The following is a 23,631-nucleotide window of genomic DNA, read 5'->3' on the forward strand; positions in this document are numbered from 1 at the left end:
CGCCATGCCATAGAGGGGGAGATCATGGGTTCGCGCACGCTCGTTGCTTGTTTGTCATTTCTGTTTGCATTCGGTTCATTCGCCGCCGCCGATGAAGGTGATTCAATACTGGTGCTCGACGCTTCCGGTTCCATGTGGGGCCAGATCGAGGGCGAGGCGAAAATCACTATCGCAAAGCAGGTGTTGGGCGACCTTTTGAATGATTTGCCAGCGGAACGGCGCCTCGGGCTTATCGCCTATGGCCATAACCGCAAGGGCGATTGCACCGATATCGAAGAACTTGCCGCTGTCGGCGCCGAGCGTGCGGCCATCGCCAGCGCTGTTCAGGGATTAAACCCCAAGGGCAAAACGCCCATGGCGGACTCGATCAAGCTGGCTGCCGACAAGCTCAAATTCACTGAAGAAAAAGCAACGGTCATACTGGTCAGCGACGGCATCGAGACCTGCGAGCCGGATCCGTGCGGCGTTGCGGCATCGCTCGAGCAAGCCAGCGTCGATCTGACCGTGCATGTTGTCGGTTTCGATGTGACGGAAGAAAACGAACAGGCTCAATTGCGCTGCATCGCAGAGAATACTGGCGGCAAATATGTTTCCGCCTCCGATGCGGGCGAGCTTGGCGATGCGCTGGAAGAGACAGTTGCGGCGGCGCCTGAAGTCGTAACGGAAACGAAAGTGCGTTTGCGCGCCACCGAACTTGAGGGCGGTCTGGTCATCGAAGAGGGGCTTTCATGGACCGTGCTGCCGCGCACTGGCCCAGGCGAAAATGGCGAAGCGGTGTTCAGTGAAGACAACGCTGGAACGGTTGATATCGAAATTGCTCCAGGCGCCTACGACATTATGGTGGAGCGCGTGTCTGACGGGCTTAAGGGCAAACAGGAAGCTGTCGTGATCCGTGAGAACTCGTGGAAGACGGTCACGATTGCGCTCACCTTTCCCGTGGAGGCAACGGTGACGCCGGACCCAGGCGGTGAGGTCATGGCCGGCACGAATATTCTCATCCACTGGACAGGGCCTGACCGTCAGGGGGACTACATCACCATTGTTGAAAAGGGCGCGGAAAACGGCAAGTTCGGCACGTATTCCTATACGCGTCAGGGTGATCCGGCGGAATTGAGAATGCCGGTGGAGCCGGGCGAATATGAAATCCGTTATATGCTGGGCCGGCCGATTCGTACGCTGGCGAGCGTAGAGATTACAGCGACGGCGGCGGAAGCGACGCTCGTCGCTCCGGAAGAGGTTGTTGCTGGTTCGGAATTCAGTGTTGAGTTCACCGGCCCGCCAGCCGGGTCGGGCGACTGGATCACGATTGTGAAACCTGACGCGCGCGACAACAAGTTCACAAACTATCATTATACGAAGCAGGGAAGTCCAGGTTCGTTGCGCGCGCCGCTGGAAGCGGGTGATTATGAAATCCGCTTCGTGCAAGGCAACAAAAAAGTGCTGGCGCGAAAACCCATTACTGTAACAGCGGCCCTGGCGACGTTGAGCGGGCCTGAGACGGCTGTTGCCGGTGAAACCGTAATGGTAGAATTTTCGGGTCCCGAACCGGCCTCAGGCGACTGGATTACGGTGACAAAACCTGATGATCGGCCCAACAAGTATAATGATTATCATTACTCGAAATCCGGCACGCCGGCGGATATCCGTATGCCGCTTGAGCCCGGAACGTATGAGCTGCGTTTCGTACAGGGAAACAAGAAAGTCCTTGCGCGCCAGACGATCACTGTAACTGAAGCGACTGCAACCCTGTCTGCGAAAGATACGGCGATTGCCGGTGAAACGATCAATGTGGAATTTACCGGTCCGGCGCCGGGGTCGGGCGACTGGGTGACAGTCACCGCGCCGGATGCGCCTGGTAATAAGTACACAGACTATCATTACACCAAGTCTGGTAGTCCTGCTGATCTCCGGATGCCGCTGGATGCTGGCGAGTACGAGTTGCGTTTCGTGCAGGCCAACAAGAAAGTGCTGGCGCGCCGGACGATCACGGTTTCGCCTGCAACGGCGACGCTGAACGGCCCGACATCCGCTGTCGCAGGAACGACTGTGCAAGTGGAGTTTACAGGTCCCCCGCCAGGTAGTGGCGATTATGTCGCCATTTCAAAAGTCGGATCGGACGACAAAAAGTACGAGCGCTACGCCTATACGAAAAGCGGTAGTCCAGCCAATTTACGCATGCCGAACGAACCCGGCGAGTATGAGTTGCGCTTTATCCATGGCAACAAAAATGTGCTCGCGCGTGCGCCAATCACGGTGACGCCGAAAGAATAACGCGGCCGCTTTCCTGCGTCGCTATGGGGCCGGGCATCGCCCGGCTCTATTGCGTTGTCAAAGGGTTTTCTATTTCCCGCATTTTGCCGGGAAATGGTTTGCGCTGCGATCTCTTTGAGCCGGTAATGAAAAGCGTTCGTTCATCGGCCGATAGCGCGACATTGGTCGTCAGTTGTTCGGGGACGTCTATGCGGGCGAGGATATCGCCATCTGGAGCGAGAGCGAGGACTAGGGCCGCACCGTAATAAGCGACAAACAGGTTGCCCGCATCGTCTGTTTCAAGTCCATCGGGCCCCGCGCGATCATATCGGATTGTTTTTCCAAGGCTCTCGACGGCAAGCTCTGCGAACACTTCCGAAGGCCCAGCTTCGCCGGGCGAAAAAACCGGAAAACGAAGTATGCGCTGCTCGAGATGTTCGCTCAAATAGACAGCTTGTTGCGCCGCGTCGAAATAAACGCCGTTGGCGTAATGCAGACCGGACGCAAGTCTTGTGATTTTCCCTTTGCTATCGAGATAAAGCAACGCGCCATCATGCGGTGCGGTGAGGGAAAAATCGCCCGATGCAGAAAAATAAACCCCGCCCTTGTCGTCGGCGGAAGCGTCATTTGGATTTTCGAACGCCAACCCTTCCTCGTCGCGTGTGAACTTGCGAACAAGGGCGCCGGTTGCGGAAAGCTGGTGCAGTTCATTCGTCAGATGGCAGAGGACGATAAACCCATCCTGATACGGTGCTAATGCTGTCGGGCCGCAGCCGTTGTCTTCATACAGGGTTCTTTGATCGTCATTTGTGACGGTCACCACCCGATCTTTATGCATTTCAGCAAAGTGTACCGCCCCGCTATGGATCAGCGGCCCTTCGGGGTAGTGGGCGCGGATAGATATTTCTTCAGCTATGGCAGCGCCGCCGCTTAGAGACGCAAATGCGAGTGCGCATGTGAGTGCGCGCCTCATTAATGTTCTTCTTTCCAGAGGCGCGATAAAAATAGATGCGAGACCGCGCAAGCCAGTACGATAAACGCGAAGATGGTGGTGATGTCGCGCGAGCCAATCATAGGGATCAGGAAAAACGTCGTCGCCAGTGTGCCGGTGATGCTGCCAAAGGTGGATGTCGCGTTGATAGAGCCAACAAGCCTTCCTGCGCCCTTGGAATGTTGCAACAGCAGCCGCACGGCGAACGGCGTATAAACGCCCAGCACCGTCACAGGGATGATGTTGAGCAAGAAAGCGGCCACGAGGACGCCTGCCCGAACATTCTCAATAGAATCGATGAGCGCGCCGAATAATGGATCAGCAATAAACGGTAGCAAAAATAAAAACACCGCTGCCGCGACGATGATCAAGCCAAGTAGTGTTGTCGACGGCCGCTTGTCGGCGACATGTCCGCCCACATAGGCGCCGAGCATCAACGCCATCAAAACGGTTGAAATGAGTGCGCCCCAGGTGAAGATATCGCCGCCGAAATAGGGCGCTAGATAGCGGCTCCCGAGCATTTCAAAGCCCATGATAATGGAACCAAGCGCAAAAGCGTTGACGTAAATGGCGCCAATGAAGATTTTGAGTTTGCGTGCGTCGTCCGCAGCCTTTTTATCGGTCACTCGTTTTCCCATTTCCGGTTATGGTTCTCGACCGACTTTAAATAATTTGCGGGAGCAAAATCGTCTGTCAGGATTTTATCGTCGCCAAATTCCGGCGTGCGGACGCGTTCGTCAATCATGGCGGCGATATCGTAGCGGAAACCGTGTTTGTCCTGTTGTGCTTGGGCCGCCGCTAACAGGTCATCCTTTTCGCGGTGTGGCCCGTTATAGGCCACAGCGACCATATTGCCGCCAGCTTTATAAAGATCGACATTGTCAAACACCGCACCGATAGTGGCGATCGCATGGTCGAATAGCATGGTTGAAGGCGCAATATTTTGCACCACAACGCCGCCGTCATTCATGCGCTCTTCTACCATTTCGTAAAACTCTTTGGTCAGCAAATGAAACGGTACGAAATGGCCGCGATAGGCGTCTACAATGATAAAGTCGAATGTCTCTTTTGTGCGGCGTATGAAAGTGCGTCCGTCGCTTGTAACGACGTTAATCTGGTCGTTAGCGCGCACATCAAAATATTTGTCAGCGATTTTGACAATTTCCGGATCGAGTTCGACCGCCGTTACTTTCAGGTCAGGCATGTAATGCGAAAGATACCACGTCATGCGTCCGCCGCCCATGCCGATGACCGCAGCGTGTTTGACGTCCTGTGGGTACGCGGCGCCGACGGTGACATATTGTGTGTAGGTTGACGGAAGTTCAGTCGGGTCGGCAGGGTTATAAGTAGACTCGCGATAGTGCCGATCCTTGTGACCAAAACGAAGCGTTCGGTAAGGCCCCTCTTGCAGTACGAACAAGGAATTATAAAGAGATTCCTTTTTCAGGATGAGCTCGACCTCAACTTGCGCGAAGGCATGGCTGGTAAAGGCTGCGGTCAGGAATGCAACGCCTGCCATCGTTTGAAAAAATTTGCTGCCTATCATCGCTATAAAACTTTGGCGCATGATCTGACGCTCCAATCGCACGAGTACGGTCGGCACTTTAAGGGCAAGCGTGCGCGCAATCTAGTCGTGGGGATTGGCGTTGTTTTTGATGGCGGCAGGGGAGGCGGGGCTCCACTTAATCTCTCCAGCCCCCAGCTTTGACGCATGCCGTCTCAGGGCTTCCGCGACCTCTGGCGGCTCGCCATTGAGCTGGTCAGGCGAGATCGCCTCGCCGAAAGTGATCTTGTACGTTTTACCCTTTTTGTTGAGGAGCTCATGGAACAGCGTAATGTCACGCAGTTCTGAATTCAGCTTCCAGAACCAATAGTATAGCCATGAGTTCCGCATCTCGATACGCACCGGCACGATCGGGCAATTATACTTTCGCGCAAATATTGCGACTGACGGCAGCCATTCTTGCTCGACCTGTTCTTTCTGATCGTTCATCATCGCCAGCCTGCCGGATGGAAACAGGACCACGCATTTTTCTTCCTGAAATGCCTTGATCGCGCCAGCTAACGTTTCGCGGGAACGCAATCGGGAACGTTTTTGCGCTACCCACTCGACAGGGATGACAACTTCTTCAAGCCCGGGCGAAACACGAATAGCGTCGCGATTGGCGAAGAATGTCATGTCCGGGCGTCGGCCTTTAAGCGCATCATACATAGCAACGCCATCGGGAATCCCCGTCGGGTGGGTTGAGGCAATCAGCACACGCCCTTTTGGCGGCAGATTTTCCAACCCGGTGACGCGGGTATCAAGCCGCAGGAGGTCGCTGACATAATCCATGACGCCGGCGCCGGATAAAGCGGCAATGGCGTCAGCCATTTTTACGGCGGAGCCATGCAGCAGCAGCGGGTAAAGAATTGTCCGATAGAGAGGCCAAAGCGGCGAAGCGACGAGCCTTTGAGCACGCTCTTCGATCAGCACATCGACAATATGTTTGTCGTCTTTGCCGCCGGTATTTGTATGCGAGACGTCAGAATTTTCCGCAGATGAATTCATAGCAAAGCGAGTTCCGGCGCGTGAAAGCGCACACATACGACGATTTGTGATGCTGGTAAAACGAGCGCGCTCTTAACGCGACGACTCCTCAGGGTCGTCATGGTAAGGCTGGCTGGCGAGATGGAGGGTCAGGAACGCGGCCGCCATCATCAGGGCCACGGCGGCGACGCCGCCGCCATTGTTGCCTAGCCAATTACCGACGACACTGACGAGGGCAATGACCAGATAGGGCGCCAGCGGCGGGTCTTCATGGCGAAACCTGAGCATGAACAACCCGGCGGCCGCGATGAATAGCGCCAATGACAGTAGGTCGTAGATGGACTCCATAAACCCAGTAGTCTCCCAACCCTAAGTTCCGCGATTGAGCTTAATGAGAGCTTAGGAAACATGGTTAATCCGCGGTTGACCGAGCCTGTCCGGGATTTGCGCCCGGAGAGCAGTGGCCATAGTGGAATTTTGAGGCTATTAGCGGTTCGCCGGGCGGCGCTAATGATCGTCCGGCCCTCATTATGGTGAGGTCTCGGGAGGAAATTGATGAGCCTATCTGCGAAGGCGGCGCTGGCGACGGCGGGCCGCTTTGAACATTGTGCGCCAGCGGAATTGACCAATTTAACCGCGGCTTCCCTTTACGAACTGGCGGTTGAGCGCGGCGAAGGAGAGATCGCGGCGGGCGGACCGCTCGTGGTCAAGACCGGCGAACACACGGGCCGCTCGGCGCAGGACAAGTTCATCGTCCGCCACCCGGAGATTGAGGATAAAATCTGGTGGGACGCAAACAAGTCCATGAGCGTTGAAGCGTTCGACCGGCTCCATGCAGATATGCTTGCCTATGCGAGCGAGCGCCAGCTTATCAAACAGGATCTCGCCGGCGGCGCTGACAAAACTTATGGCATTAAGGTGCGGGTTTTTACGGAATACGCATGGCATGGGCTTTTCATCCAGCATCTGCTGGTTCGCCCGCCAATGAATGAACGCGGCGGCGAGCCGGACTTCACCGTGGTTGATATGCCCGGTTTTGTTGCCGATCCTGAAGTCCACGGGTGCCGCTCGAAAACCGTCATCGCTGTCGATTTCGTTCGCCGCATCGTTCTGATCGGCGGGACGTCCTACGCCGGTGAAATGAAGAAGTCTGTCTTTACCATTTTGAATTTCCTCCTGCCTGAAAAAGACGTCATGCCGATGCATTGCTCGGTCAATGTTGGCCGTAATGATGATCCGGCGATCTTCTTTGGCCTTTCCGGCACTGGAAAAACGACTCTGTCCGCTGATCCGAACCGCACGTTAATCGGTGATGACGAACATGGCTGGGGGCCGAACGGCCTCTTCAATTTTGAAGGCGGCTGCTACGCGAAAATGATCCGGCTCTCACCGTCAGCAGAACCGGAAATTTATGCAACGACGAAACGTTTCGGCACAGTGCTGGAAAATGTGGTGATGGATCCGGCGACGCGCGAGCTTGATCTTGATGACGCAACCCTGGCGGAAAATTCCCGCGGCGCCTATCCGATTCATTACATTCCCAACGCCAGCCTTGATGGCGTCACGACCCATCCGAAAAACATCATCATGTTGACTTGCGATGCTTTTGGCGTCATGCCGCCGATCGCAAAACTGACCCCGGCGCAGGCCATGTATATGTTCCTGTCGGGCTACACCGCGAAAGTTGCAGGTACGGAAAAAGGTCTCGGCAAAGATCCGGAAGCAACATTTTCAACCTGTTTCGGTGCGCCGTTCATGCCTCGTCACCCGTCTGAATATGGCGCGCTGCTCGGCAAGTTGATCGACAAGCACGATGTCAATTGCTGGCTGGTTTCAACCGGCTGGACCGGCGGGCCGCATGGGGAAGGCCGCCGCATGCCGATCAAGGAAACGCGCGCGCTGTTGACGGCGGCGCTGAACGGGTCGCTGAATAACGCGCCCATGCGCAAGGATGAAGTTTTCGGATTTGATGTGCCGACGGATGTGCAGGGCGTTGATAAACGTATTCTGACGCCGCGAGATACATGGGACGATGCAAGCGCTTATGACGCGCAAGCTGACAAGCTTGCCGCAATGTTTGTCGAAAATTTCAAAGTTTACGAGCCTTACGTAAGCGATGAAGTGAAAGTGGCGGGCCCCAAAGCGAGTTGACGCTTTTGAAATGACCGGACAGACTCAAGCAAGACGTTGAAGGTGTTGCTTTGGATGTAAGCTTGGTCATTAACGATGAAAAGGCGGCGCTGCCGGTTCATCGTCATGAAGATGCGCGGATCATCGTTGTTCTTGAAGGCGAGGTTTGTGAGCACGACCTCTCCGGAAAACATGTCTACCGGAAAGGTGACGTACTTTTCCGCCCGCCCTATTGCGCACACGGGAATGCGCCATCCGGCGTGCCCACGTCATTCTTGAGATTACCAGTATCGCGCCAAAACTGGGTTGGATATGTTCGCAAGTATGGCTGGCGGGGGATACGTGGCGAACTGGACCTTCGGGGGCGTGACCAACGCGCTATGCTTCGGGGAAAACATGCCGGGGACAGAATCCTCTTTTCGATGCTTGAGAATAAATCGCCGGCCCACATCTGTGAGGAAATAGGAATATCAGGAGGGTCGTCTCTGCGCGCGCTAGCGATACAGAACGGGCTGAAGCCATATCAACTGACCAGACGTTTCCAGAAGCGTTTCGGTCTCACGCCAACAGCCTGGCGATGTGAATGGCGGCTGCGAAGAGCCCTGGAACTCATCATACAAGGCGGCAGCGGGCTCGCAGAGATCGCATCCGATTGCGGATATTCAGATCAAAGCCACCTAAGCAGGGATATGAAACAATGCACCGGCATGACGCCTATGGCTTTTAGGCGGTCCACACAAGTTTGACCGGTCATTTGCAACTGCGTTCAAGACCTGACCTGCGTCATGTTGAAAACTGTGGGTTTTGGTGATTGAGCGGAGCCAATATGAAGAAGATACTATTTTCCTTAGCAACCGTGTTGTTGCTTACGGCATGTGGAGTGGAGGCCGAGCGTGGCTCTGTAAAAAGCGGCAAGTGCGTGCCCCCTCAAGAGAGCCCCGACCCGTCACTCACCGCAAAAATCGATCCTTTGATTAACGATGCTGCTGATCGGGGCTTTGCGGGCGGCGTAACGGTAATGCGTGATGGCGTTATCGTTTACAGCCGGACTGTTGGCAGCGCATCATTGTCAGAAAATATTCCAATTACTGACAGCACTCTATTTCAGGTCTCATCGATTGCAAAATACTTCACCGCTGCACTCGTATTGAAAGCAGCGGAGGATGGCAAGTTTACTATAGATGACTCTATCGAAATGTATGCGCCCGGAACGCGACTTGCGACGCGCGGCGTAACTTATGCGGACCTCATGGCGCACAAGTCCGGCCTTGGCGCCTCGTATGTTGCAGAAGCGACAACCGATCCAGACGAAGCTGCATCTGCAATAGACGCTGCTGATATTGATGAAGAAAAGGTTGGCCAGTTTAAGTACTCAAACGACGGATACGATCTGCTTGGGATACTCCTGGAGCGCGCTTACGTCAGTCCTTATGAAGCTTTGCTAGCTGAAGAAATATTCGCTTCAGCGTGTCTTTCAAATGCAAGCCATTGGGCGCTTGTCGATGTTACGGATCCCCACATTGTCTCACAGCCATTGGACGGGTTTCCAGACAGTCTGCTTGCACGTAATTACGGAATGTTATCGACCGCAGGCCTGCTAATCACTGCTCAAGAGCTTGCGGTATATCAGCATGCATTGGTGCAGGGAGGCATTCTGTCGCCAGCATCGCTTGAGGCGTTGTTCGCTCCACACGGCGACACATCTATCGGGAAGGCGACTTTTGGCGCCTTCTTATCTGAAATTGACGGTCTCGGCAGGCGCCTGAGCGCGAGAGGGGCCGAGTCCTGGGGAGACAACGCCATCATGAATCATTACATGGATATGGATGTCATCGTGACAGTCGTAACGAGCCGCGGGCCAGCTGAAGATTCGGGACAGCCCTTGTTCCGTAACGAATTGTCTGAGGCTATTGAAGCTTTGTTGTTTCGTTAAAGTTAGACAGTCGTATCAACGCGAGGCGGTAATTCGCCACCAGGATCTTCATCGTTTGACGGTCCGGTTTGTCCCGGGCCGCTTGAAACGGTAACCATTGCAGCGCGTAATACGCGTTCGCCGATGGTAAACCCTGGCTGCGCCACATCGACCACATGATCTTTTGGAATATCTGGGTGCGGTACTTGCGCGACTGCCTGATGAAGATTGGGGTCGAACTTTTCGCGCGCCGGCGACACACGGTGCACGCCGTGCCGTCCGAGCGTTGATAAAAGTTCCTTTTCGGTCATCCGCAATCCGTCGACAAGACTTTTGACTGACGGATCCTCGCTGTCGCCGGCAGCGTGCAACGCGCGTTCAAAATTATCGAGTGCGCTGATAAGATCCCGGGCGAAACCGGAAATGGCGTATTTGCCGGCGTCAACCTTATCTCTTTCAGCGCGGCGGCGCGTGTTTTCAAGTTCTGCCGCAAGGCGCAGGACGCGATCGTTAAGATTGCTGATCTCTTCCTTCGCCGCGACGAGGGCGGACCCTCCCTCGCTCTCCAATTCATCTTCTGCGAGGTCGTCTTCGTTCAGTTGTTCCGGGTCGTCGAAAAGCTCGTTTTCAGAACCGGCTTTAGGCGTGGAATCGTGTTGTTCACTCATGAGGGCGTCACTGGTTGTCGGGAAACTGTTGTTGAGCGCCATGTACGCGCCGCGAACGATTATTTCAACATCCGGGAGAGGACCTCGGCCGTATAATCCACAATCGGCACCACCCTGGCGTAATTCAGCCGTGTCGGCCCGATAACACCCAGAACGCCAACGATCTTGCGCTGTTCGTCCCGATAGGGTGCGGTGATCACCGATGAACCGGAAAGCGAGAACAGGCGGTTTTCCGACCCGATGAAGACTTTTACCCCCTCGCCGTCGCGGGCTGCGGTAAGGAGTTCGATGACTTCACGTTTTTTCTCAAGATCGTCGAGGAGCATGCGCACGCGCTCGACATCCTGAGCGGCTTCATCAATCAGATGTCCGCGGCCACGGACGACCATGGTCCAGTTTTCATCGCCGGACAGGTGGGCAACCCCGTCCCTGACAAGTCGTGTGGTTAATTCGTCAAGTTCCGCCCGGTTCGTTTCAATTTCTTCAAGGATGGTTGAGCGGGTCTCGGACAATGTCCGTCCGCGAAGTCGTGCATTGAGATAATTTCCGGCGGCGACGAGGGCTGATGACGGCAGATTGTCCGGCGCGGCGATAACGCGGTTTTCGACCCGGCCGTCCTCGAACACCATCACTACCAGCGCTTGTCCAGCACCAGTTTTGACGAACTCGATCTGACGAAGGGGAGCGTCTGACTTTTGCGTGACAATCAGGCTGGCGGTGTTGGTCAGCCCGGATAGTTTCGACGCGGCCGCCTCCAACAAAGTTTCCGCACTGCCGGCTTCCGCTTCCGACTCAATGGCGCGCCGCTCCTCAGGCGTCAGGTCGCCAACCTGCATCAACCCGTCGACGAAAAGCCGCAATCCAAGATCAGTTGGCAACCGGCCTGCCGAGATGTGCGGCGCGTGAAGCAAACCCATATCCGTCAGGTCAGCCATCACATTGCGGACAGTCGCGGCGGAGACTGATATGCGCATGTCGTTGCTCAGGGTGCGCGAGCCAACGGGTTCACCAGTTGTCAGGTATGTCTCGACAAGGCGTCGGAAAATTTCCCGTGATCGCTGATCGATATCGTCAAGCAAGTTCATTTCGATTACGCGTCGCTCTTCTTGATTCCGTTATATTCAAAGATAAGCCAAGCAGTTTGCCGGGCAAGGTCTGCCGGCGCCTAAACAGGCGGCGGTCGACATCTGGCGGCATATAGCGGTAGGAAGCGTGAAAAAGGAGATCCCCATGAGACCGTCCGGCCGCGCATTCAACGAATTACGCGCTGTTTCTTTCGAAACAGGCTTCACCAAACATGCGGAAGGGTCATGCCTTGTCCGTTTCGGCGACACCCATGTGCTGTGCACGGCGAGTTGGGATGAAACAACGCCGCCCTGGCTCAGGGGCGCTGGGCGCGGCTGGGTGACGGCAGAGTATGGCATGCTGCCGCGCTCCACCAATGAGCGCATGCGGCGGGAAGCGAAAAACGGCCAGTCCGGCAGAACGCAGGAAATCCAGCGCTTGATCGGCCGGTCCTTGCGGGCCGTCGTCGACCTAAAAGCACTTGGCGAACGGCAGATATTGATTGATTGCGATGTCATACAGGCCGACGGCGGTACGCGAACAGCCTCGATCACAGGCGCGTGGGTCGCGCTCAATCAGGCATGCGCGTGGGCGGTTGAGCAGGGCATTATAAAATCCTCGCCCGTGCGTGACAGGGTTGCGGCTATTTCCTGCGGCCTTGTTTCTGGCGCGCCAGCGCTCGATCTTGATTATGATGAAGATTCTACTGCGCAGGCCGATGCGAACTTCGTGATCACGGGAAATGGCGGGCTTGTAGAGATCCAGGCGACGGCGGAAGGCGATCCGTTTACGGATGAACAGTTCCAGGCGCTCTTAGGCTTGGCGAAAGATGGCTGTGCAACTTTGTCGGCACAGCAAGCTGAGCTGTTTTCGTGAGTTTGATCGTGGCTTGAACGATGCTAGAAGGTTCTGGTCGCGAAACTCAATAGAAGCCCCGCATGCAGGATCAACAGCCGGAAGCAGAGCAATCACAAGCACCTGAACAATCTACTGATCAATCGGATCAACAGGTCGAGCAACCCGAACCCGCCGCTTCGGGGACTGAGGAGCTTGAAGACGAAATTGTCGATGTCGAGGGCGTGCGCGCCTGGCTTTCGGACCGTCTCGACTGGCTGCAAAACCAGATGTTCACGCTGGGCGTCGCCATCGAAGCGGCGATCCTTCTGGCGGCGATCGTGCCGGCGGCCTTTTTCGGCCCGCGCCTCAGGAAAATAATTCAAAGCCAGATTGCGCCGCGCGCGCCTTATGGCGTTTTGCGCAGGGCTGCGAATGCGTTTGCTCACATTGCGACACCCATCGCGCTTTACGTCGTTTTGCAAATCGCCGTCATCGCTCTGCAGGCGGCGGGCAGTTCCACCGGGCTGATTTCCGCTGGCGTTAGCCTCCTCACCGCGTGGATCGTGATCCGGCTTGTCACGCTGGTCATTCGTTCGCCCTTTTGGTCGCGGGTTGCATTTTACGTGGTCTGGCCAATTGCGGCGCTCGACGCATTTGGCGTGCTGGATGATGTTGTTCGGCAGCTCGATTCTTTCGCCTTCCCCATTGGTGAAAGCGAGGATGGTGTACAGCAGCGGTACTCAGCTCTTGATCTGGTGCGGACTATTATCGTGTTTGGCGTCCTGTTCTGGGGCGCACGCCTTCTTAATTCGCTGATCACAGGTCGCATCAACGCCATTGATGAGCTGACGGTTTCGTTCAAGGCGCTTCTTTCCAAAATTCTCGACGTATTGTTGCCGATTATCGCGCTGGTGGCGGCGCTGCAGATTGTCGGCTTTCCGTTCGCCACGCTGGCGATTTTCGGCGGCGCTGTCGGTCTCGGCATCGGCCTCGGCATGCAGCGCACGGTGTCGAATTTCTTCGCCGGTTTTACGCTGATCGCGGACAAGTCAATTAAGCCGGGAGACGTCATCGAAATCGACGGCGCTTATGGGTGGGTGACGCAAATGAATGCGCGCTACGTGTCGCTGCGTACGCGTGACGGCACCGCCTATCTTGTCCCGAATGACAGGTTCATCGAGGAAGGCGTCGTCAACTGGTCTCACGATGATCGTGTTGTTCGTCTGCATGCGCCATTCGGGGTTGCATACAGTACAAAAGATTTGCGCGGGCTTGCACGAAAAGTCGAAGAAACAGCGCTGACCATAGACCGGGTTCTAAAAACACCGGCGCCGCGATGTAATTTGATGGAATTCGGCGACAGCTCGGTGAACTTCGATTTGCGCTTCTGGATCAACGATCCAGCGAACGGCACAAAAAATGTCACCAGTGACGTGATGATGGCGATCTGGGACTTGCTGCACGAACTGGAAATAGAAATTCCCTTTCCGCAGCGTGACTTGCACATAAAATCGACCCCTGATGGGGTGAAAATGGTCTCGGAAACACGAGAGGCGGCCCTATCAAAGCCGCGTGAGGAATAGGCCTGAAAGCGGCTGTTCGCCGTTGCAGCGCGGCGTCTGCGCAGTATAATTCACTTGGGCGATGAAACTTCACCTGACGGGCCGCACGCGGCCGGGAGACGCGAAATGATACGTATGATCATACTTGGGGGTGTGGCGCTTATCCTCGCCGCATGCGCGACCGCAACGCCTTACGGTCCTGCCGCCACGGGCGGCGGTTATGGATTTTCCGATCAACGAATAGAGGAAAACCGGTACCGGATTACCTTCCGGGGAAACTCACTGACATCGCGGGAAACAGTTGAAAACTCGCTTCTGTTTCGCGCCGCTGAGCTCACGGTTGAGCGTGGCTATGACTACTTCATCGTCATCGAAAACGAGACCGAAGCAAACACCAGCTATCAGAGCTCCGGGCCTGCTTTTTACGGCCGATACGGATACGGTCACCCATTCCACCGTCCGTACTATGCGTTTCCCTATTACGCATATGGGTTTGGTTGGGGTTACCCGTATGACGACTATTATGCGCGGGAGGTCACGCGTTATTCAGCCGTCGCATTTGTTGTTATGTATCGCGGTGAAAAGCCGGATGACAATCCGCGCGCCTTTACAGCACGCGATGTCATAGACAACCTGGCGCCTATCGTTCTTGGCGACTTGGAGAACAATCAGCCGGGTTACTGACTAGACGGCGCGAAGGATTTTATCCTGGCCGGTCTGTGTGGTTTGCGTGTCATAAGCGACAACAAACCCCCGCGCCGTATGACGCATGATAACCCCCATGCGCCGGCCGACATGAATGGTTGAGCCGACGTCAGGCTTTCGCGGTGCGTCCACGGATACGCCGTTTACAGCTGTGTCGATAATCTTCACGAACAAAGATGACCCGTCTTCCAGGCGGCAGACTGTGCGTGAATTTCCTTTTCGATGTCGAGGGGACGTCCGTCTGTCGCCCAGACCATCAGCAAAATCCGGGTTCGCCCGAAGCATGAGTTGCTCGATCAGCAATGTCCGGCGACGTTTCGACAGCAGAAAAGACGTGGCGAAACCATCGGGAAAAGTGCGCGCCACAGTGCTTTCGATAACGTCGAGACCGTCAATGGAAATGACCGCTGCGTCCCCGACCATGACGGTGGCGTCACAGATGAGCGCCATGTCGCCTGGCGAGATGTTCAAAAGGCGGCCTTCATATTCGTCAGTTGCGTTAATGACGATGCGCGCTGGCAGATTAAGGCTGATCCGCCGATAACGTCGTGCATCCGTTTTGAACATGGAATGGTTGTCCCGTTTTGCTTAATTGCTCCGTAGCGTTGCAAACTACCGGCCAGCCGCGAATGTTTTTCTAAACGGGTCCGCGTAATTTTATCGATCTCCGCAGAAAGCCGCCTTTGCTGCAGTGCGCCTTTGCAGGCCTGTCAGGGGCTTGTATGGTTAAGAGAGTTGAGACCCATCTAAACAAGATCAAGACGAAGTATCTATCAGGCGGGCGACTAATGCGGCCTGTCAACAAGGCGGGGCCCTCGGAAAGCCTGGCTCGTTTCGCTGGCCTTATGATTTTTGAATAAGGATTATCGGGCTTACATCGTGCGGCGAGCCGCATTAATCTGACAACAAAATATCTGTGGACGCGAAGAAGAAAAAAGGGGGCCAAATGGCTTGGTGGTTTGGGATTAAACTGTGGAAACGCGTTTTTCTGGGTCTCATTCTTGGTGTTGCATTTGGTCTTGCGGTTTCGCAGTCCATGGACGCCGCCGCCGCTGAATCGCTGCTTTCAAAAGTCAAAGTCATTGGCGATATTTTTATCCGCTTGATACGGATGATTGTCGTTCCCCTCGTCTTTTTCACTTTGGTCGCCGGCATTTACGCCATGGGCGATCCTAAAAAGCTTGGGACGATCGGCATCAAGGCGTTCCTGCTTTACCTGTTTACGACGTTTTTCGCCAACCTCATTGGCCTTAGCATGGGAACGCTGTTCCGGCCGGGCGAGGGCGTCGATCTCGGCGGGGCCGAACCGCGCCAGATGGGCGAGGCCCAACCGATCGGCGAACGCCTGATGGCGATCATCCCGGAAAATCCCTTCATGGCCTTGGTCGAGGGCGATATTCTCGCCGTGATCTTTTTTGCCCTTCTTCTTGGTGTCGGACTTTTGATGGCCCGTGAAGCCGGTCAGGCGGCCGGGCGCTTTTTCGAAGCGACGGCGGAGGGCATCCTCAAGATGACGCATATCATCATGGAGCTGGCGCCATTTGGCGTTTTCGGCCTCATCGCTTATGTTGCCGGTACGCAAGGCGTTGCGACTTTTACAGCGATATTGAGTCTGACGCTCGCGGTTTATCTCGGATGCGCTGTGCACATGCTGGTCGTTTACGGCGGGCTGGTAAGGCTCATTTTACGGCTGCCTTTTGTTGATTACTTCCGTGGCATTCTCGACCCGATGATGGTGGCTTATTCGACATCGTCATCATCGGCGACGCTACCCGTCACCATTCGCGCTGCGACGGAAAACCTTGGTATCAAAAAGTCCGTCGCCGGTTCCGTGCTGCCGCTGGGGGCGACCATCAACATGGACGGAACGTCGCTTTATCTCGGGATCGTGGCGTTGTTCACCGCACAGGCGTTTGGCTACACCCTTGAGCCGCAGCATTATTTCCTGATTGCGCTTACCTGCGCGCTCGTATCCATTGGTACTGCGGGCGTGCCGTCGGCATCGCTGTTTTTACTTTCCATCGTGCTTGATGTTTTCGAAGTGACGCCTGAGCATACCGCGCTTGTTATCGGGTTTATCTTCCCGTTCGACCGGCTGCTCGATATGATGCGTACAGTGACGAATGTGACTGGGGATACAGCGGTGGCCACGGCGGTGGCGAAATGGGAAGGCGAACTCGATGAGGAAGTCTTCAGGCAAAAACCGCTAAGTTAAGCTCCATGATCTGCGGCGCTTGGCGCCGCAGGCAAGGGCCTGGTTTATGGCGAATAACTTAAAAGAACTGCGAATTGCGTTACTGCTCAGTCCGCGAGAGCTTGCGAGACTTATTGGCATCTATCCGGAATACATATCCCGGCTTGAAAGTCAGGATCGCCCGATTGGCGAACTCTGGGCTGAGGCGATTACAAAAGCGCTTGGCGTTCCTGCGTATGCGCTGACGGATTCGGAGGTTGATATCGCGGCAATCGCGGCACGCGCCAAACCGCGTGTTGAGCGCCCCCCGGTTTTATGTCCGATTGCAGCGCGTTACGCGATTATGGCGCTGGTGGCGAAGATGGGCGGACTATGGCGCGCAGAAGCCATTGAAGAAGATGATATAGCTGATGCGGTGCAGAATCTGGTGGCGTATGTGGATGATGAAACGCCAAACTTGCCTGGTGAAAAGGCCGGAGAGGTAAGAGCTAGTCGTCTTTTGCGAGGTCTTCAAATATCCGCTTTAACAATCCTTCAATACCACGAGGCTGATCTGACGCCTGATTTTCAGAATCAGCTTGAGATTGCCGTTCTAGGGGCAGTGCAACTGCTTGAGGCGTTTTCGAGCGTTGACGAGACCGTTCAGCTCCCGGGAATATGACGACATTATCGGCGTGCCGCTTGGGAAACACCCGCAACAGCCGGCGATATAGCGCCTCGGCCCGTTTTTTCTCTTCTTCTCCCACCTGCGCCCCTGTTTTCGTCTTAATCATACGAGACTGCGTTAATACTTATATCGGCTTCTTGAAAAAAGTTAAAGACTTCTTCGGGCGCCGTTACGGCTTGGCTGCCTGCTTTTTTTGAGGCGTGAAAATCGCAAGCATGTATTGATTGTTTCGATGCCGAACACATCTGGCGCCGCTAGCGCGCATGAGCATCGATTGCGTATGCTGAAATTGTTGCCTTATTCAGTCACTAATAAAGTTAATACACGGATGAAAAATCGGTGAAAGCAATCATTCAGAAAGTCAATTTAACGCAAGTTTAACAGCTTTTTCCTCTTCTTGTTGCATAGGCCGGAGGTCCGGCCATCAGCAAGGAGAGGGTGATGACCAAAAAAGATTTGAGACCTGAGCAGATCAAACTTCTTCGTTTTGAGAAGATTCTTAAAGAAACCGCCGAAGAGAAAGCTGCCGGGAAACCACTTAACAAGGCGCCGGTTCTGGCGGGTCTTGCAGTGGTTGCGGCCGCTGGCGCAGGCGCGGCGGCCAAGCTGGGAAATGAAGCGCCGTTGCAATTTGCAGCGGATATCGAAGCGGCGGCGAAGGCGCCCATTGCAGGCGATGCATGGCTGATTAACCTTGCCGAAGTCGTTACGAAGAGTCACAGTGTAGTCGAAAGCCTGGCAGAGCAGGGCGCGTTTGCATTGCTGCAGGCGAATGGGACGCCTAAGAGCCCGCCAGCGGAGGTAGTGCAATCTCTCCTGACGAATGGACTGTTCTAATACGATTTGGGGCCTTCCTCTTTATCGGGGTGGGCCTCAGCTTCCTGTCCGGGTCCAAAAACTTGCGGCTGGCGGCGATGGTTATCGTCGCCCATTGGACTTTGGCGAATGTCCTTTATTATTTTTTCAAGAACGGCGCCGTTAATTACATAGCGCCTTTCATCATTATTTTTCTGGCGCTTTTTTATACATTCTCGAAATCCAAGACTCTGAATGGCGCATTCATCCACAGGGTTTTTTTCGGATATTACTCTTTATACTTCTTGATAAATCTCTGGCACCTGCTGGGGCGGTTTCTATTTCCAGAAACACTTCTGGCGAATTACTGGTTTTCGCTTGCCGCATCCAACATTGTTTTCATCTTGATCGTGTTGACCATGTGGGGTTTAGCGATTCTGAAATTCCTGGACAATCACTCCGATGGCGGGTTGATGGGCGTATACAAGCGCAACATTCATCACTGGCGAAAATGGTTCGGCGGCAAATGAAACGGAAAATATCTACCGACAACGCCATTAATCATTTGGAATTGGCGTTCAAGAAATTAGATATTTCATGAGGCGGGTATGGGCATTCGATTAATAGTAACGTGTAGTCTGGCGTTCGGGGCTCTGATTTACAGTGACGCAGTTGCTGCGCCTTTTCTGGTCAAGCGCATAAAAACCGTGCGTGATTACATACACACGCGTTGCATGGTGAATTACTTGATCAATCCCGGAGAGCTCACCCAGGATGGCGATAGGCGGGTTATAACAATTCAGAACGTTGAGACACCCGGTCAGGATACGGAAACCACAGACCCCGAACAGATCGTTGATGAAATCTACCGTTTTAATTATCGAAGTGGCGACAGTGCTTATGGTGTTGAGCTTGTGATTTATAGAGCAAGAAAAAGCGACTTTGTCGTGAGCCGCAGCTTCAATGAGGAACCATCCGCGGACCAGTTTTTTGACGCTGTAGAGGTCATGCGGGCCATAGCCGATCGGGCAGAAGCAAGGTGTGATATAAGCCTTGGCCGGGGCGCCGTCGTGACATGCGAAGGGTTTTCCTGCCCTGTAGATTACTAAGCTTTTTTTTGAGTGCGGCGGCGCTTGCTTTTCAGTGGTAATGCCTACCGGTAACGAAGCATGTCTCGATCGAGGTCGGTGATTTTCCTGACGCCCATCAGTTTCATGTCGCGTTCGATTTCGGCGCGCAAAAGCCTGAGCGCGTGTTCAACGCCGGGCTGGCCGGCGGCGGCGAGCGCATAAAGATACATGCGCCCGCCGGAACATGCTTTAGCACCGGCAGCGAGCGCCTTCAAAACATGGCTGCCGCGCCGGACCCCGCCGTCGAGAATAATATCGAGCCTGTCGCCGACAGCGTCGGCGATCTCCGCGATCTGGTCGAAGGGTGAGCGGCTTCCGTCGAGTTGCCGTCCGCCATGGTTTGAAACCATGATGGCGTCGCATCCCATCTCGGCGGCGCGGCGCGCATCCTCAACGCTCATGACGCCCTTAAGGCAGAACTTGCCGCCCCATTGGGCTTTCAGTTCCGCGGCGGCGTCCCAGTCCATGGTTTGATCGAGCAGTGTTGAGAAGTAATCGCCGATCGACATCGCCTTGTTGGACCCTTCAGCCACATAATCCACCAACTCGGCGAGGGCGAATTTTTCATGTGTGAGGAAGTTCATGGTCCATGCGGGGTGGGCGGCGAAGCTTAAAAGGCTTGCGGGCGTCAGCTTCGGCGGCGTCGTGAATCCCGTACGCTGGTCGCGTTCGCGGTTTCCGCCGACAATCGTATCGACGGTCAACGCCAGCACGTCGAATCTCGCGGCTTTCGCCCGCTCCAAAAGATGGGCGTTCAGCGCCTTGTCCTTAAAATAATAGAACTGGAACATTTTCGGCGTGCTGATCATCTTGCTGATCTCGGCAAGGCGAACGGAGGTCAGGGATGAGACGCCGAAAAGCGTGCCGAATTTTTCCGCCGCCCGCCCCACGGCGCGCTCGCCGTCATGATGGAAAAGCCGTTGCAGCGCCGTCGGCGAACAAAACAGTGGCATGGCGAGTTTCTTACCGAAAACCTCGACCGACAAATCGATGTTTTCGACGCTGGCGAGGACATTCGGCACCAGATCGCACGTCTCAAAGCTTTCCGTATTGCGCCGGTAGGTCGTCTCATCCTCCGCCGCGCCGTCAATATAGTGAAAGATCGGCGCCGGGAGCCGCCTCTTCGCGAGTGTTCGCAAGTCATCGATATTCAGGCAGGACTTAAGGGAAGAGGTCATCAATGTATTCGCGATACGTTTTTCGCAGATCCTACTGTAATTTTCAGTCGATCTTAAACTGTCGTCCGATAAAAAACAGAAGCTCGGCGGTGTCGGGATTTACAACAGGTTCGATATGCAACTGAAACCGGATTGGGGTTCCGTCCTTGTGGTAATTAAGTATTTGCGTATCAACAATGCGTTCGTCGTTTAAATTGTTACGGATATCACTTACGGTGGACCTATCCGTTTCGGCGCCTTGAAGAAACCTGCAGTTCCGGCCGATTACCTCTTTTTCCGTGTATCCCGTCGTTTTGTAAAAACCGGGCGAGGCGTAAAGAATTGGATTGTCATACATATGTGGATTGGTGATGACAAAGCATTCATTGGTCGCGCGCGTTAGGGCGCTCGCGAGCACGCCTATATTTTTAGTAGATTGGACGATGCTCGTATCAACTTCGGGTGAATCGACACTCATGCCCCGGCCGATAAGTTCGCGTATCGCGGCAGCGCGACTGGGCAATCTGTGCTTGAACCGCCAATCGTCGATTGCCTCCATTTCTTCGTCGTTGACGATGACATTTAGTTTGGACTCGCGCGTTTTTGCTGGCGTCACGATCTCAGGGGCCTTTCTTGGATGAGTATTTGGGTGATACTTTATCTAGCCATCATGCGGAAGATGCGCCGGTATAAATCCCTTTCGCTTGCCATCTGCATGCCCAGCCTCTATATGCCCCTCGAATTTCGGGAAAATTGATCTTTCCCGTCTCTGCCTGAACGACCCCCAGCAGATACATGGGACGGGTCAGGGGAGCGCCGCCGCCGGAGTAATGCTCTCGCGGCGGTTAGTCGTGTTTTGCGCGCCTTCGCGCGCGGGAGGGGTAATTCCCTCATGGCGGTATTTGGCGTTTGGCGGTTTTTATGGCTGTCAGGCAAGGTTTCGAGACCGAAAGGGCATCGATGTTTGAAAGCTTAAGCGACCGGCTTGGGAGTATTTTTGAGAGCCTGCGTGCCCCGAGCGCGAATGCGCTCAGTTTATTATTTTGCCGCGAAGGCGTTGACGCCGAAACGATTGGATGACGCATGTTCGAATCGCTGAGCGATAGATTAAGCAGTATTTTCGAAGGCCTTCGCGGCAGGGGCGCGCTCGAGGAGAAAGATGTCACTGAGGCCCTGCGCGAGGTGCGCGTGGCCCTGCTTGAGGCTGACGTCGCCCTGCCGGTCGCCAAGGATTTCATTTCCAAAGTCAAGGAACGCGCCGTTGGCGCCGAGGTCCTGCGCTCGGTGACGCCCGGCCAGCAGGTCGTCAAAATTGTCCATGACGCCCTCGTCGATATGCTCGGCGGGGATGCGGATCCGTCGCTTTCATTCGCCACAACGCCGCCGGCCGCGATCATGATGGTGGGCCTGCAAGGGTCGGGTAAGACAACCTCAACAGCGAAGATCGCCCTGCGCTTGCAAAAGCGTGACAAGAAACGCGTCCTTATGGCGTCGCTCGACACGCGCCGTCCGGCAGCGCAGGAGCAACTCGCCATCCTCGGCGAACAAGCGGAGGTAAAAACCCTTCCGATCATCGCTGGTCAGACCCCGCGCGATATCGCCAAGCGCGCCATGGAGGCGGGCAAGCTCGGCGGCTTCGACGTCGTCATGCTCGACACGGCGGGGCGCCTTTCCATCGATGAACAGTTGATGGCCGAAGTCGCCGATATTCATAAAACTACCAACCCTGTCGAAACGCTGCTGGTTGTTGATGCGCTCACCGGTCAGGACGCTGTGACGACGGCGGAGAAATTTAAAGAACGCCTCAATATCACCGGGGTCGTCATGACCCGGATCGATGGCGATGCCCGCGGCGGCGCCGCGCTTTCCATGCGCGCGGTCACCGGCGCGCCGATCAAGTTTGTCGGCGTCGGTGAAAAGATCGATGCGCTCGACACCTTCGAGCCTGAACGCATGGCCGGCCGTATTCTCGGCATGGGCGACATCGTCAGTCTTGTCGAAAAAGCTTCTCAGGAAATGGACGAGGCCAAGGCCAAGAAAGCCGCGAAGAAAATGGCCAAGGGCGAGTTCGACATGGACGATCTCGCCGACCAGTTCAAACAGATGCGCAAGATGGGCGGCATGGGCGCGATCCTCGGTCTCATGCCTGGCATGGGCAAGATGAAAAAGATGGTCGATCAGGCCGGCGGCCTCGACGACAAGGAAATTATTCATCAGGAAGCGATCATCTCGTCCATGACGAAACAGGAGCGCAAAAAGCCCGCGCTCATGAACGCCAAACGCAAAAAGCGCGTCGCCGCCGGTTCCGGCACGTCGGTGCAGGAGGTCAACAAGCTTCTGAAAGCCCACCGCCAGATGGCCGATATGATGAAAAAGATGGGCAAGGGCGGCATGAAAGGCATGGCCAAACAACTGGGTATGATGGGCGGTATGCCGGGTGGTGGCGCACCGGACCCCGCGATGCTTGAAGCCGCCAAAGCAAGCAAGAAGGATAAAGGCGGTCAGGGTACGGAAGACCTGGATTTTGACGCCATCGAAAAAGCGCTGTCCGGTCAGGCGCCGATGCCGCCGGGATTGGGAATGCCGGGCATGGGGAAAAAGAAATGACGCAATCCGAAGAGTTGCATTGGAAAGGCTTATCCGAGCTTGTCGATAGTTCTTTAAAGTCGCGCGTTATTGCGCTTGCTGACAAACCGAAGAGTCGGCCAAAGCTCGTAGAAATGTTCCATCATAAAATTTTCTTTGAGCCATCATTTGTTCGTGAAATCGGAAAGAAAGGAACCGAGAAGCAAACGCTCAATCTCCTGAAACATCTCGGCGCTCCGAGTGAAGCGCTAATGTTAAACAATTCCAATAATTGCGCCGGCGAGTGGAGGTTATTGGAAGACGCTGTGTCAGGATGTTTTGGATGGTGCGGCGGGCAAATCGTATCGTGCATCGCGGGCCAGCTCCTGTTTCATGAATCCGACGAACCGGAAATGCGCTCGGTAATTTTTAAACCTCAAAAAACAATCTGAGAAAGAAGGAAAGAAACCAAC

Annotated in this window: 24 protein-coding genes; 14 read left to right on the forward strand and 10 right to left on the reverse strand. The window is 55.0% G+C overall.

Features of this window, described 5'->3' with window-relative positions; translation table 11 throughout:
• Positions 1 to 24: 24 nt before the first annotated feature.
• A complete protein-coding gene (locus PUV54_RS07060; protein ID WP_274494911.1) occupies positions 25 to 2,271 on the forward strand; it encodes a VWA domain-containing protein in 2,247 nt (748 codons plus the stop codon).
• Between the two features lie 46 nt (positions 2,272 to 2,317).
• Here PUV54_RS07060 and PUV54_RS07065 read toward each other — a convergent pair whose 3' ends face one another.
• From PUV54_RS07065 to PUV54_RS07085, 5 genes are all read right to left on the reverse strand, one after another.
• A complete protein-coding gene (locus PUV54_RS07065) occupies positions 2,318 to 3,223 on the reverse strand; it encodes an SMP-30/gluconolactonase/LRE family protein (RefSeq protein ID WP_274494912.1) in 906 nt (301 codons plus the stop codon).
• Entirely contained in the window at positions 3,223 to 3,867 is a 645-nt protein-coding gene (locus tag PUV54_RS07070; protein WP_274494913.1) for a fused MFS/spermidine synthase, read from the reverse strand. The genes PUV54_RS07065 and PUV54_RS07070 overlap by 1 nt, the downstream gene beginning before the upstream one ends.
• A complete protein-coding gene (locus PUV54_RS07075) occupies positions 3,864 to 4,808 on the reverse strand; it encodes a spermidine synthase (protein WP_274494914.1) in 945 nt (314 codons plus the stop codon). Before PUV54_RS07075 ends, PUV54_RS07070 begins: the two co-directional genes overlap by 4 nt.
• A gap of 60 nt (positions 4,809 to 4,868) precedes the next feature.
• Entirely contained in the window at positions 4,869 to 5,792 is a 924-nt protein-coding gene (locus tag PUV54_RS07080; protein WP_274494915.1) for a 1-acyl-sn-glycerol-3-phosphate acyltransferase, read from the reverse strand.
• 72 nt (positions 5,793 to 5,864) lie between these two features.
• Positions 5,865 to 6,119, reverse strand: a complete 255-nt coding sequence (locus PUV54_RS07085) for an XrtV sorting system accessory protein (RefSeq protein ID WP_274494916.1) — start codon at positions 6,117 to 6,119, stop codon at positions 5,865 to 5,867.
• Positions 6,120 to 6,326: 207 nt separating this feature from the next.
• Between PUV54_RS07085 and PUV54_RS07090 the strand changes: the two genes are divergently transcribed.
• The 3 genes from PUV54_RS07090 (at position 6,327) to PUV54_RS07095 (ending at position 9,834) form a co-directional block, all read left to right on the forward strand.
• Positions 6,327 to 7,922 (forward strand): phosphoenolpyruvate carboxykinase, encoded by a 1,596-nt coding sequence (locus tag PUV54_RS07090; RefSeq protein WP_274494917.1) that lies wholly within the window; start codon positions 6,327 to 6,329, stop codon positions 7,920 to 7,922.
• 401 nt (positions 7,923 to 8,323) lie between these two features.
• Positions 8,324 to 8,647, forward strand: a complete 324-nt coding sequence (locus PUV54_RS16660) for a helix-turn-helix domain-containing protein (RefSeq protein WP_420797946.1) — start codon at positions 8,324 to 8,326, stop codon at positions 8,645 to 8,647.
• An 80-nt stretch (positions 8,648 to 8,727) separates the two neighbouring features.
• Positions 8,728 to 9,834, forward strand: coding sequence for a serine hydrolase domain-containing protein (locus PUV54_RS07095; protein ID WP_274494918.1), 1,107 nt, complete (start codon positions 8,728 to 8,730; stop codon positions 9,832 to 9,834).
• 2 nt (positions 9,835 to 9,836) lie between these two features.
• Here the strand turns inward: PUV54_RS07095 and grpE are convergent, their stop codons facing one another.
• Entirely contained in the window at positions 9,837 to 10,481 is a 645-nt protein-coding gene (gene grpE, locus PUV54_RS07100) for a nucleotide exchange factor GrpE (protein ID WP_274494919.1), read from the reverse strand.
• A 59-nt stretch (positions 10,482 to 10,540) separates the two neighbouring features.
• On the reverse strand, positions 10,541 to 11,566 hold the full coding sequence (gene hrcA, locus PUV54_RS07105; RefSeq protein ID WP_274494920.1) for a heat-inducible transcriptional repressor HrcA: 1,026 nt from the start codon (positions 11,564 to 11,566) through the stop codon (positions 10,541 to 10,543).
• 145 nt (positions 11,567 to 11,711) lie between these two features.
• Here hrcA and rph point away from each other — a divergent pair, with 145 nt between their 5' ends.
• The 3 genes from rph (at position 11,712) to PUV54_RS07120 (ending at position 14,629) form a co-directional block, all read left to right on the forward strand.
• Positions 11,712 to 12,422, forward strand: coding sequence for a ribonuclease PH (gene rph, locus PUV54_RS07110; RefSeq protein ID WP_274494921.1), 711 nt, complete (start codon positions 11,712 to 11,714; stop codon positions 12,420 to 12,422).
• 62 nt (positions 12,423 to 12,484) lie between these two features.
• Positions 12,485 to 13,966 carry a mechanosensitive ion channel family protein gene (locus PUV54_RS07115; protein ID WP_274494922.1) on the forward strand — a complete coding sequence of 494 codons (1,482 nt, stop codon included), beginning with the start codon at positions 12,485 to 12,487 and terminating at the stop codon, positions 13,964 to 13,966.
• A 105-nt stretch (positions 13,967 to 14,071) separates the two neighbouring features.
• Positions 14,072 to 14,629: a CC0125/CC1285 family lipoprotein gene (locus PUV54_RS07120; protein WP_274494923.1), complete on the forward strand. Its 558-nt coding sequence runs from the start codon at positions 14,072 to 14,074 to the stop codon at positions 14,627 to 14,629.
• Here the strand turns inward: PUV54_RS07120 and PUV54_RS07125 are convergent, their stop codons facing one another.
• On the reverse strand, positions 14,630 to 15,217 hold the full coding sequence (locus PUV54_RS07125) for a PilZ domain-containing protein (protein WP_274494924.1): 588 nt from the start codon (positions 15,215 to 15,217) through the stop codon (positions 14,630 to 14,632).
• 379 nt (positions 15,218 to 15,596) lie between these two features.
• Here PUV54_RS07125 and PUV54_RS07130 point away from each other — a divergent pair, with 379 nt between their 5' ends.
• The 5 genes from PUV54_RS07130 to PUV54_RS07150 all read left to right on the forward strand — a co-directional run bounded on the left by PUV54_RS07130 (position 15,597) and on the right by PUV54_RS07150 (position 19,415).
• The gene (locus PUV54_RS07130; RefSeq protein WP_274494925.1) at positions 15,597 to 16,865 is read left to right on the forward strand and encodes a dicarboxylate/amino acid:cation symporter; all 1,269 of its coding nucleotides are present in this window, start codon (positions 15,597 to 15,599) and stop codon (positions 16,863 to 16,865) included.
• Between the two features lie 46 nt (positions 16,866 to 16,911).
• On the forward strand, positions 16,912 to 17,505 hold the full coding sequence (locus tag PUV54_RS07135; RefSeq protein WP_274494926.1) for a helix-turn-helix domain-containing protein: 594 nt from the start codon (positions 16,912 to 16,914) through the stop codon (positions 17,503 to 17,505).
• A 447-nt stretch (positions 17,506 to 17,952) separates the two neighbouring features.
• A complete protein-coding gene (locus tag PUV54_RS07140) occupies positions 17,953 to 18,348 on the forward strand; it encodes a hypothetical protein (protein ID WP_274494927.1) in 396 nt (131 codons plus the stop codon).
• A 77-nt stretch (positions 18,349 to 18,425) separates the two neighbouring features.
• Positions 18,426 to 18,836 carry a hypothetical protein gene (locus PUV54_RS07145; protein ID WP_274494928.1) on the forward strand — a complete coding sequence of 137 codons (411 nt, stop codon included), beginning with the start codon at positions 18,426 to 18,428 and terminating at the stop codon, positions 18,834 to 18,836.
• A gap of 78 nt (positions 18,837 to 18,914) precedes the next feature.
• Positions 18,915 to 19,415, forward strand: coding sequence for a hypothetical protein (locus tag PUV54_RS07150; RefSeq protein WP_274494929.1), 501 nt, complete (start codon positions 18,915 to 18,917; stop codon positions 19,413 to 19,415).
• Positions 19,416 to 19,459: 44 nt separating this feature from the next.
• Here the strand turns inward: PUV54_RS07150 and PUV54_RS07155 are convergent, their stop codons facing one another.
• Together PUV54_RS07155 and PUV54_RS07160 are read right to left on the reverse strand one after the other, a co-directional pair.
• The gene (locus tag PUV54_RS07155; protein WP_274494930.1) at positions 19,460 to 20,614 is read right to left on the reverse strand and encodes an alpha-hydroxy acid oxidase; all 1,155 of its coding nucleotides are present in this window, start codon (positions 20,612 to 20,614) and stop codon (positions 19,460 to 19,462) included.
• A gap of 43 nt (positions 20,615 to 20,657) precedes the next feature.
• Positions 20,658 to 21,209, reverse strand: a complete 552-nt coding sequence (locus tag PUV54_RS07160) for a PAS domain-containing protein (protein WP_274494931.1) — start codon at positions 21,207 to 21,209, stop codon at positions 20,658 to 20,660.
• Between the two features lie 467 nt (positions 21,210 to 21,676).
• Here PUV54_RS07160 and ffh point away from each other — a divergent pair, with 467 nt between their 5' ends.
• Complete coding sequence (gene ffh, locus PUV54_RS07165; protein ID WP_274494932.1) at positions 21,677 to 23,200, forward strand: signal recognition particle protein; 1,524 nt, start codon at positions 21,677 to 21,679, stop codon at positions 23,198 to 23,200.
• Complete coding sequence (locus PUV54_RS07170) at positions 23,197 to 23,610, forward strand: hypothetical protein (RefSeq protein WP_274494933.1); 414 nt, start codon at positions 23,197 to 23,199, stop codon at positions 23,608 to 23,610. The genes ffh and PUV54_RS07170 overlap by 4 nt, the downstream gene beginning before the upstream one ends.
• The last annotated feature ends 21 nt before the right edge of the window (positions 23,611 to 23,631 follow it).

This window comes from Hyphococcus flavus (assembly GCF_028748065.1).
GTDB lineage: Bacteria > Pseudomonadota > Alphaproteobacteria > Caulobacterales > Parvularculaceae > Hyphococcus > Hyphococcus flavus.

Excerpts from the sequence above, each read along its gene's own strand:
- PUV54_RS07085 (WP_274494916.1), bottom strand. The coding sequence starts at position 6,119 with ATGGAGTCCATCTACGACCTACTGTCATTGGCGCTATTCATCGCGGCC.
- hrcA (WP_274494920.1), bottom strand. The coding sequence starts at position 11,566 with ATGAACTTGCTTGACGATATCGATCAGCGATCACGGGAAATTTTCCGA.
- PUV54_RS07060 (WP_274494911.1), top strand. The coding sequence starts at position 25 with ATGGGTTCGCGCACGCTCGTTGCTTGTTTGTCATTTCTGTTTGCATTC.
- rph (WP_274494921.1), top strand. The coding sequence starts at position 11,712 with ATGAGACCGTCCGGCCGCGCATTCAACGAATTACGCGCTGTTTCTTTC.
- PUV54_RS07150 (WP_274494929.1), top strand. The coding sequence starts at position 18,915 with ATGGGCATTCGATTAATAGTAACGTGTAGTCTGGCGTTCGGGGCTCTG.
- PUV54_RS16660 (WP_420797946.1), top strand. The coding sequence starts at position 8,324 with ATGCTTGAGAATAAATCGCCGGCCCACATCTGTGAGGAAATAGGAATA.
- ffh (WP_274494932.1), top strand. The coding sequence starts at position 21,677 with ATGTTCGAATCGCTGAGCGATAGATTAAGCAGTATTTTCGAAGGCCTT.
- PUV54_RS07125 (WP_274494924.1), bottom strand. The coding sequence starts at position 15,217 with ATGTTCAAAACGGATGCACGACGTTATCGGCGGATCAGCCTTAATCTG.
- grpE (WP_274494919.1), bottom strand. The coding sequence starts at position 10,481 with ATGAGTGAACAACACGATTCCACGCCTAAAGCCGGTTCTGAAAACGAG.
- PUV54_RS07135 (WP_274494926.1), top strand. The coding sequence starts at position 16,912 with ATGGCGAATAACTTAAAAGAACTGCGAATTGCGTTACTGCTCAGTCCG.
- PUV54_RS07115 (WP_274494922.1), top strand. The coding sequence starts at position 12,485 with ATGCAGGATCAACAGCCGGAAGCAGAGCAATCACAAGCACCTGAACAA.
- PUV54_RS07145 (WP_274494928.1), top strand. The coding sequence starts at position 18,426 with ATGGTTATCGTCGCCCATTGGACTTTGGCGAATGTCCTTTATTATTTT.
- PUV54_RS07140 (WP_274494927.1), top strand. The coding sequence starts at position 17,953 with ATGACCAAAAAAGATTTGAGACCTGAGCAGATCAAACTTCTTCGTTTT.
- PUV54_RS07155 (WP_274494930.1), bottom strand. The coding sequence starts at position 20,614 with ATGACCTCTTCCCTTAAGTCCTGCCTGAATATCGATGACTTGCGAACA.
- PUV54_RS07090 (WP_274494917.1), top strand. The coding sequence starts at position 6,327 with ATGAGCCTATCTGCGAAGGCGGCGCTGGCGACGGCGGGCCGCTTTGAA.
- PUV54_RS07080 (WP_274494915.1), bottom strand. The coding sequence starts at position 5,792 with ATGAATTCATCTGCGGAAAATTCTGACGTCTCGCATACAAATACCGGC.
- PUV54_RS07065 (WP_274494912.1), bottom strand. The coding sequence starts at position 3,223 with ATGAGGCGCGCACTCACATGCGCACTCGCATTTGCGTCTCTAAGCGGC.
- PUV54_RS07095 (WP_274494918.1), top strand. The coding sequence starts at position 8,728 with ATGAAGAAGATACTATTTTCCTTAGCAACCGTGTTGTTGCTTACGGCA.
- PUV54_RS07170 (WP_274494933.1), top strand. The coding sequence starts at position 23,197 with ATGACGCAATCCGAAGAGTTGCATTGGAAAGGCTTATCCGAGCTTGTC.
- PUV54_RS07130 (WP_274494925.1), top strand. The coding sequence starts at position 15,597 with ATGGCTTGGTGGTTTGGGATTAAACTGTGGAAACGCGTTTTTCTGGGT.
- PUV54_RS07120 (WP_274494923.1), top strand. The coding sequence starts at position 14,072 with ATGATACGTATGATCATACTTGGGGGTGTGGCGCTTATCCTCGCCGCA.
- PUV54_RS07075 (WP_274494914.1), bottom strand. The coding sequence starts at position 4,808 with ATGCGCCAAAGTTTTATAGCGATGATAGGCAGCAAATTTTTTCAAACG.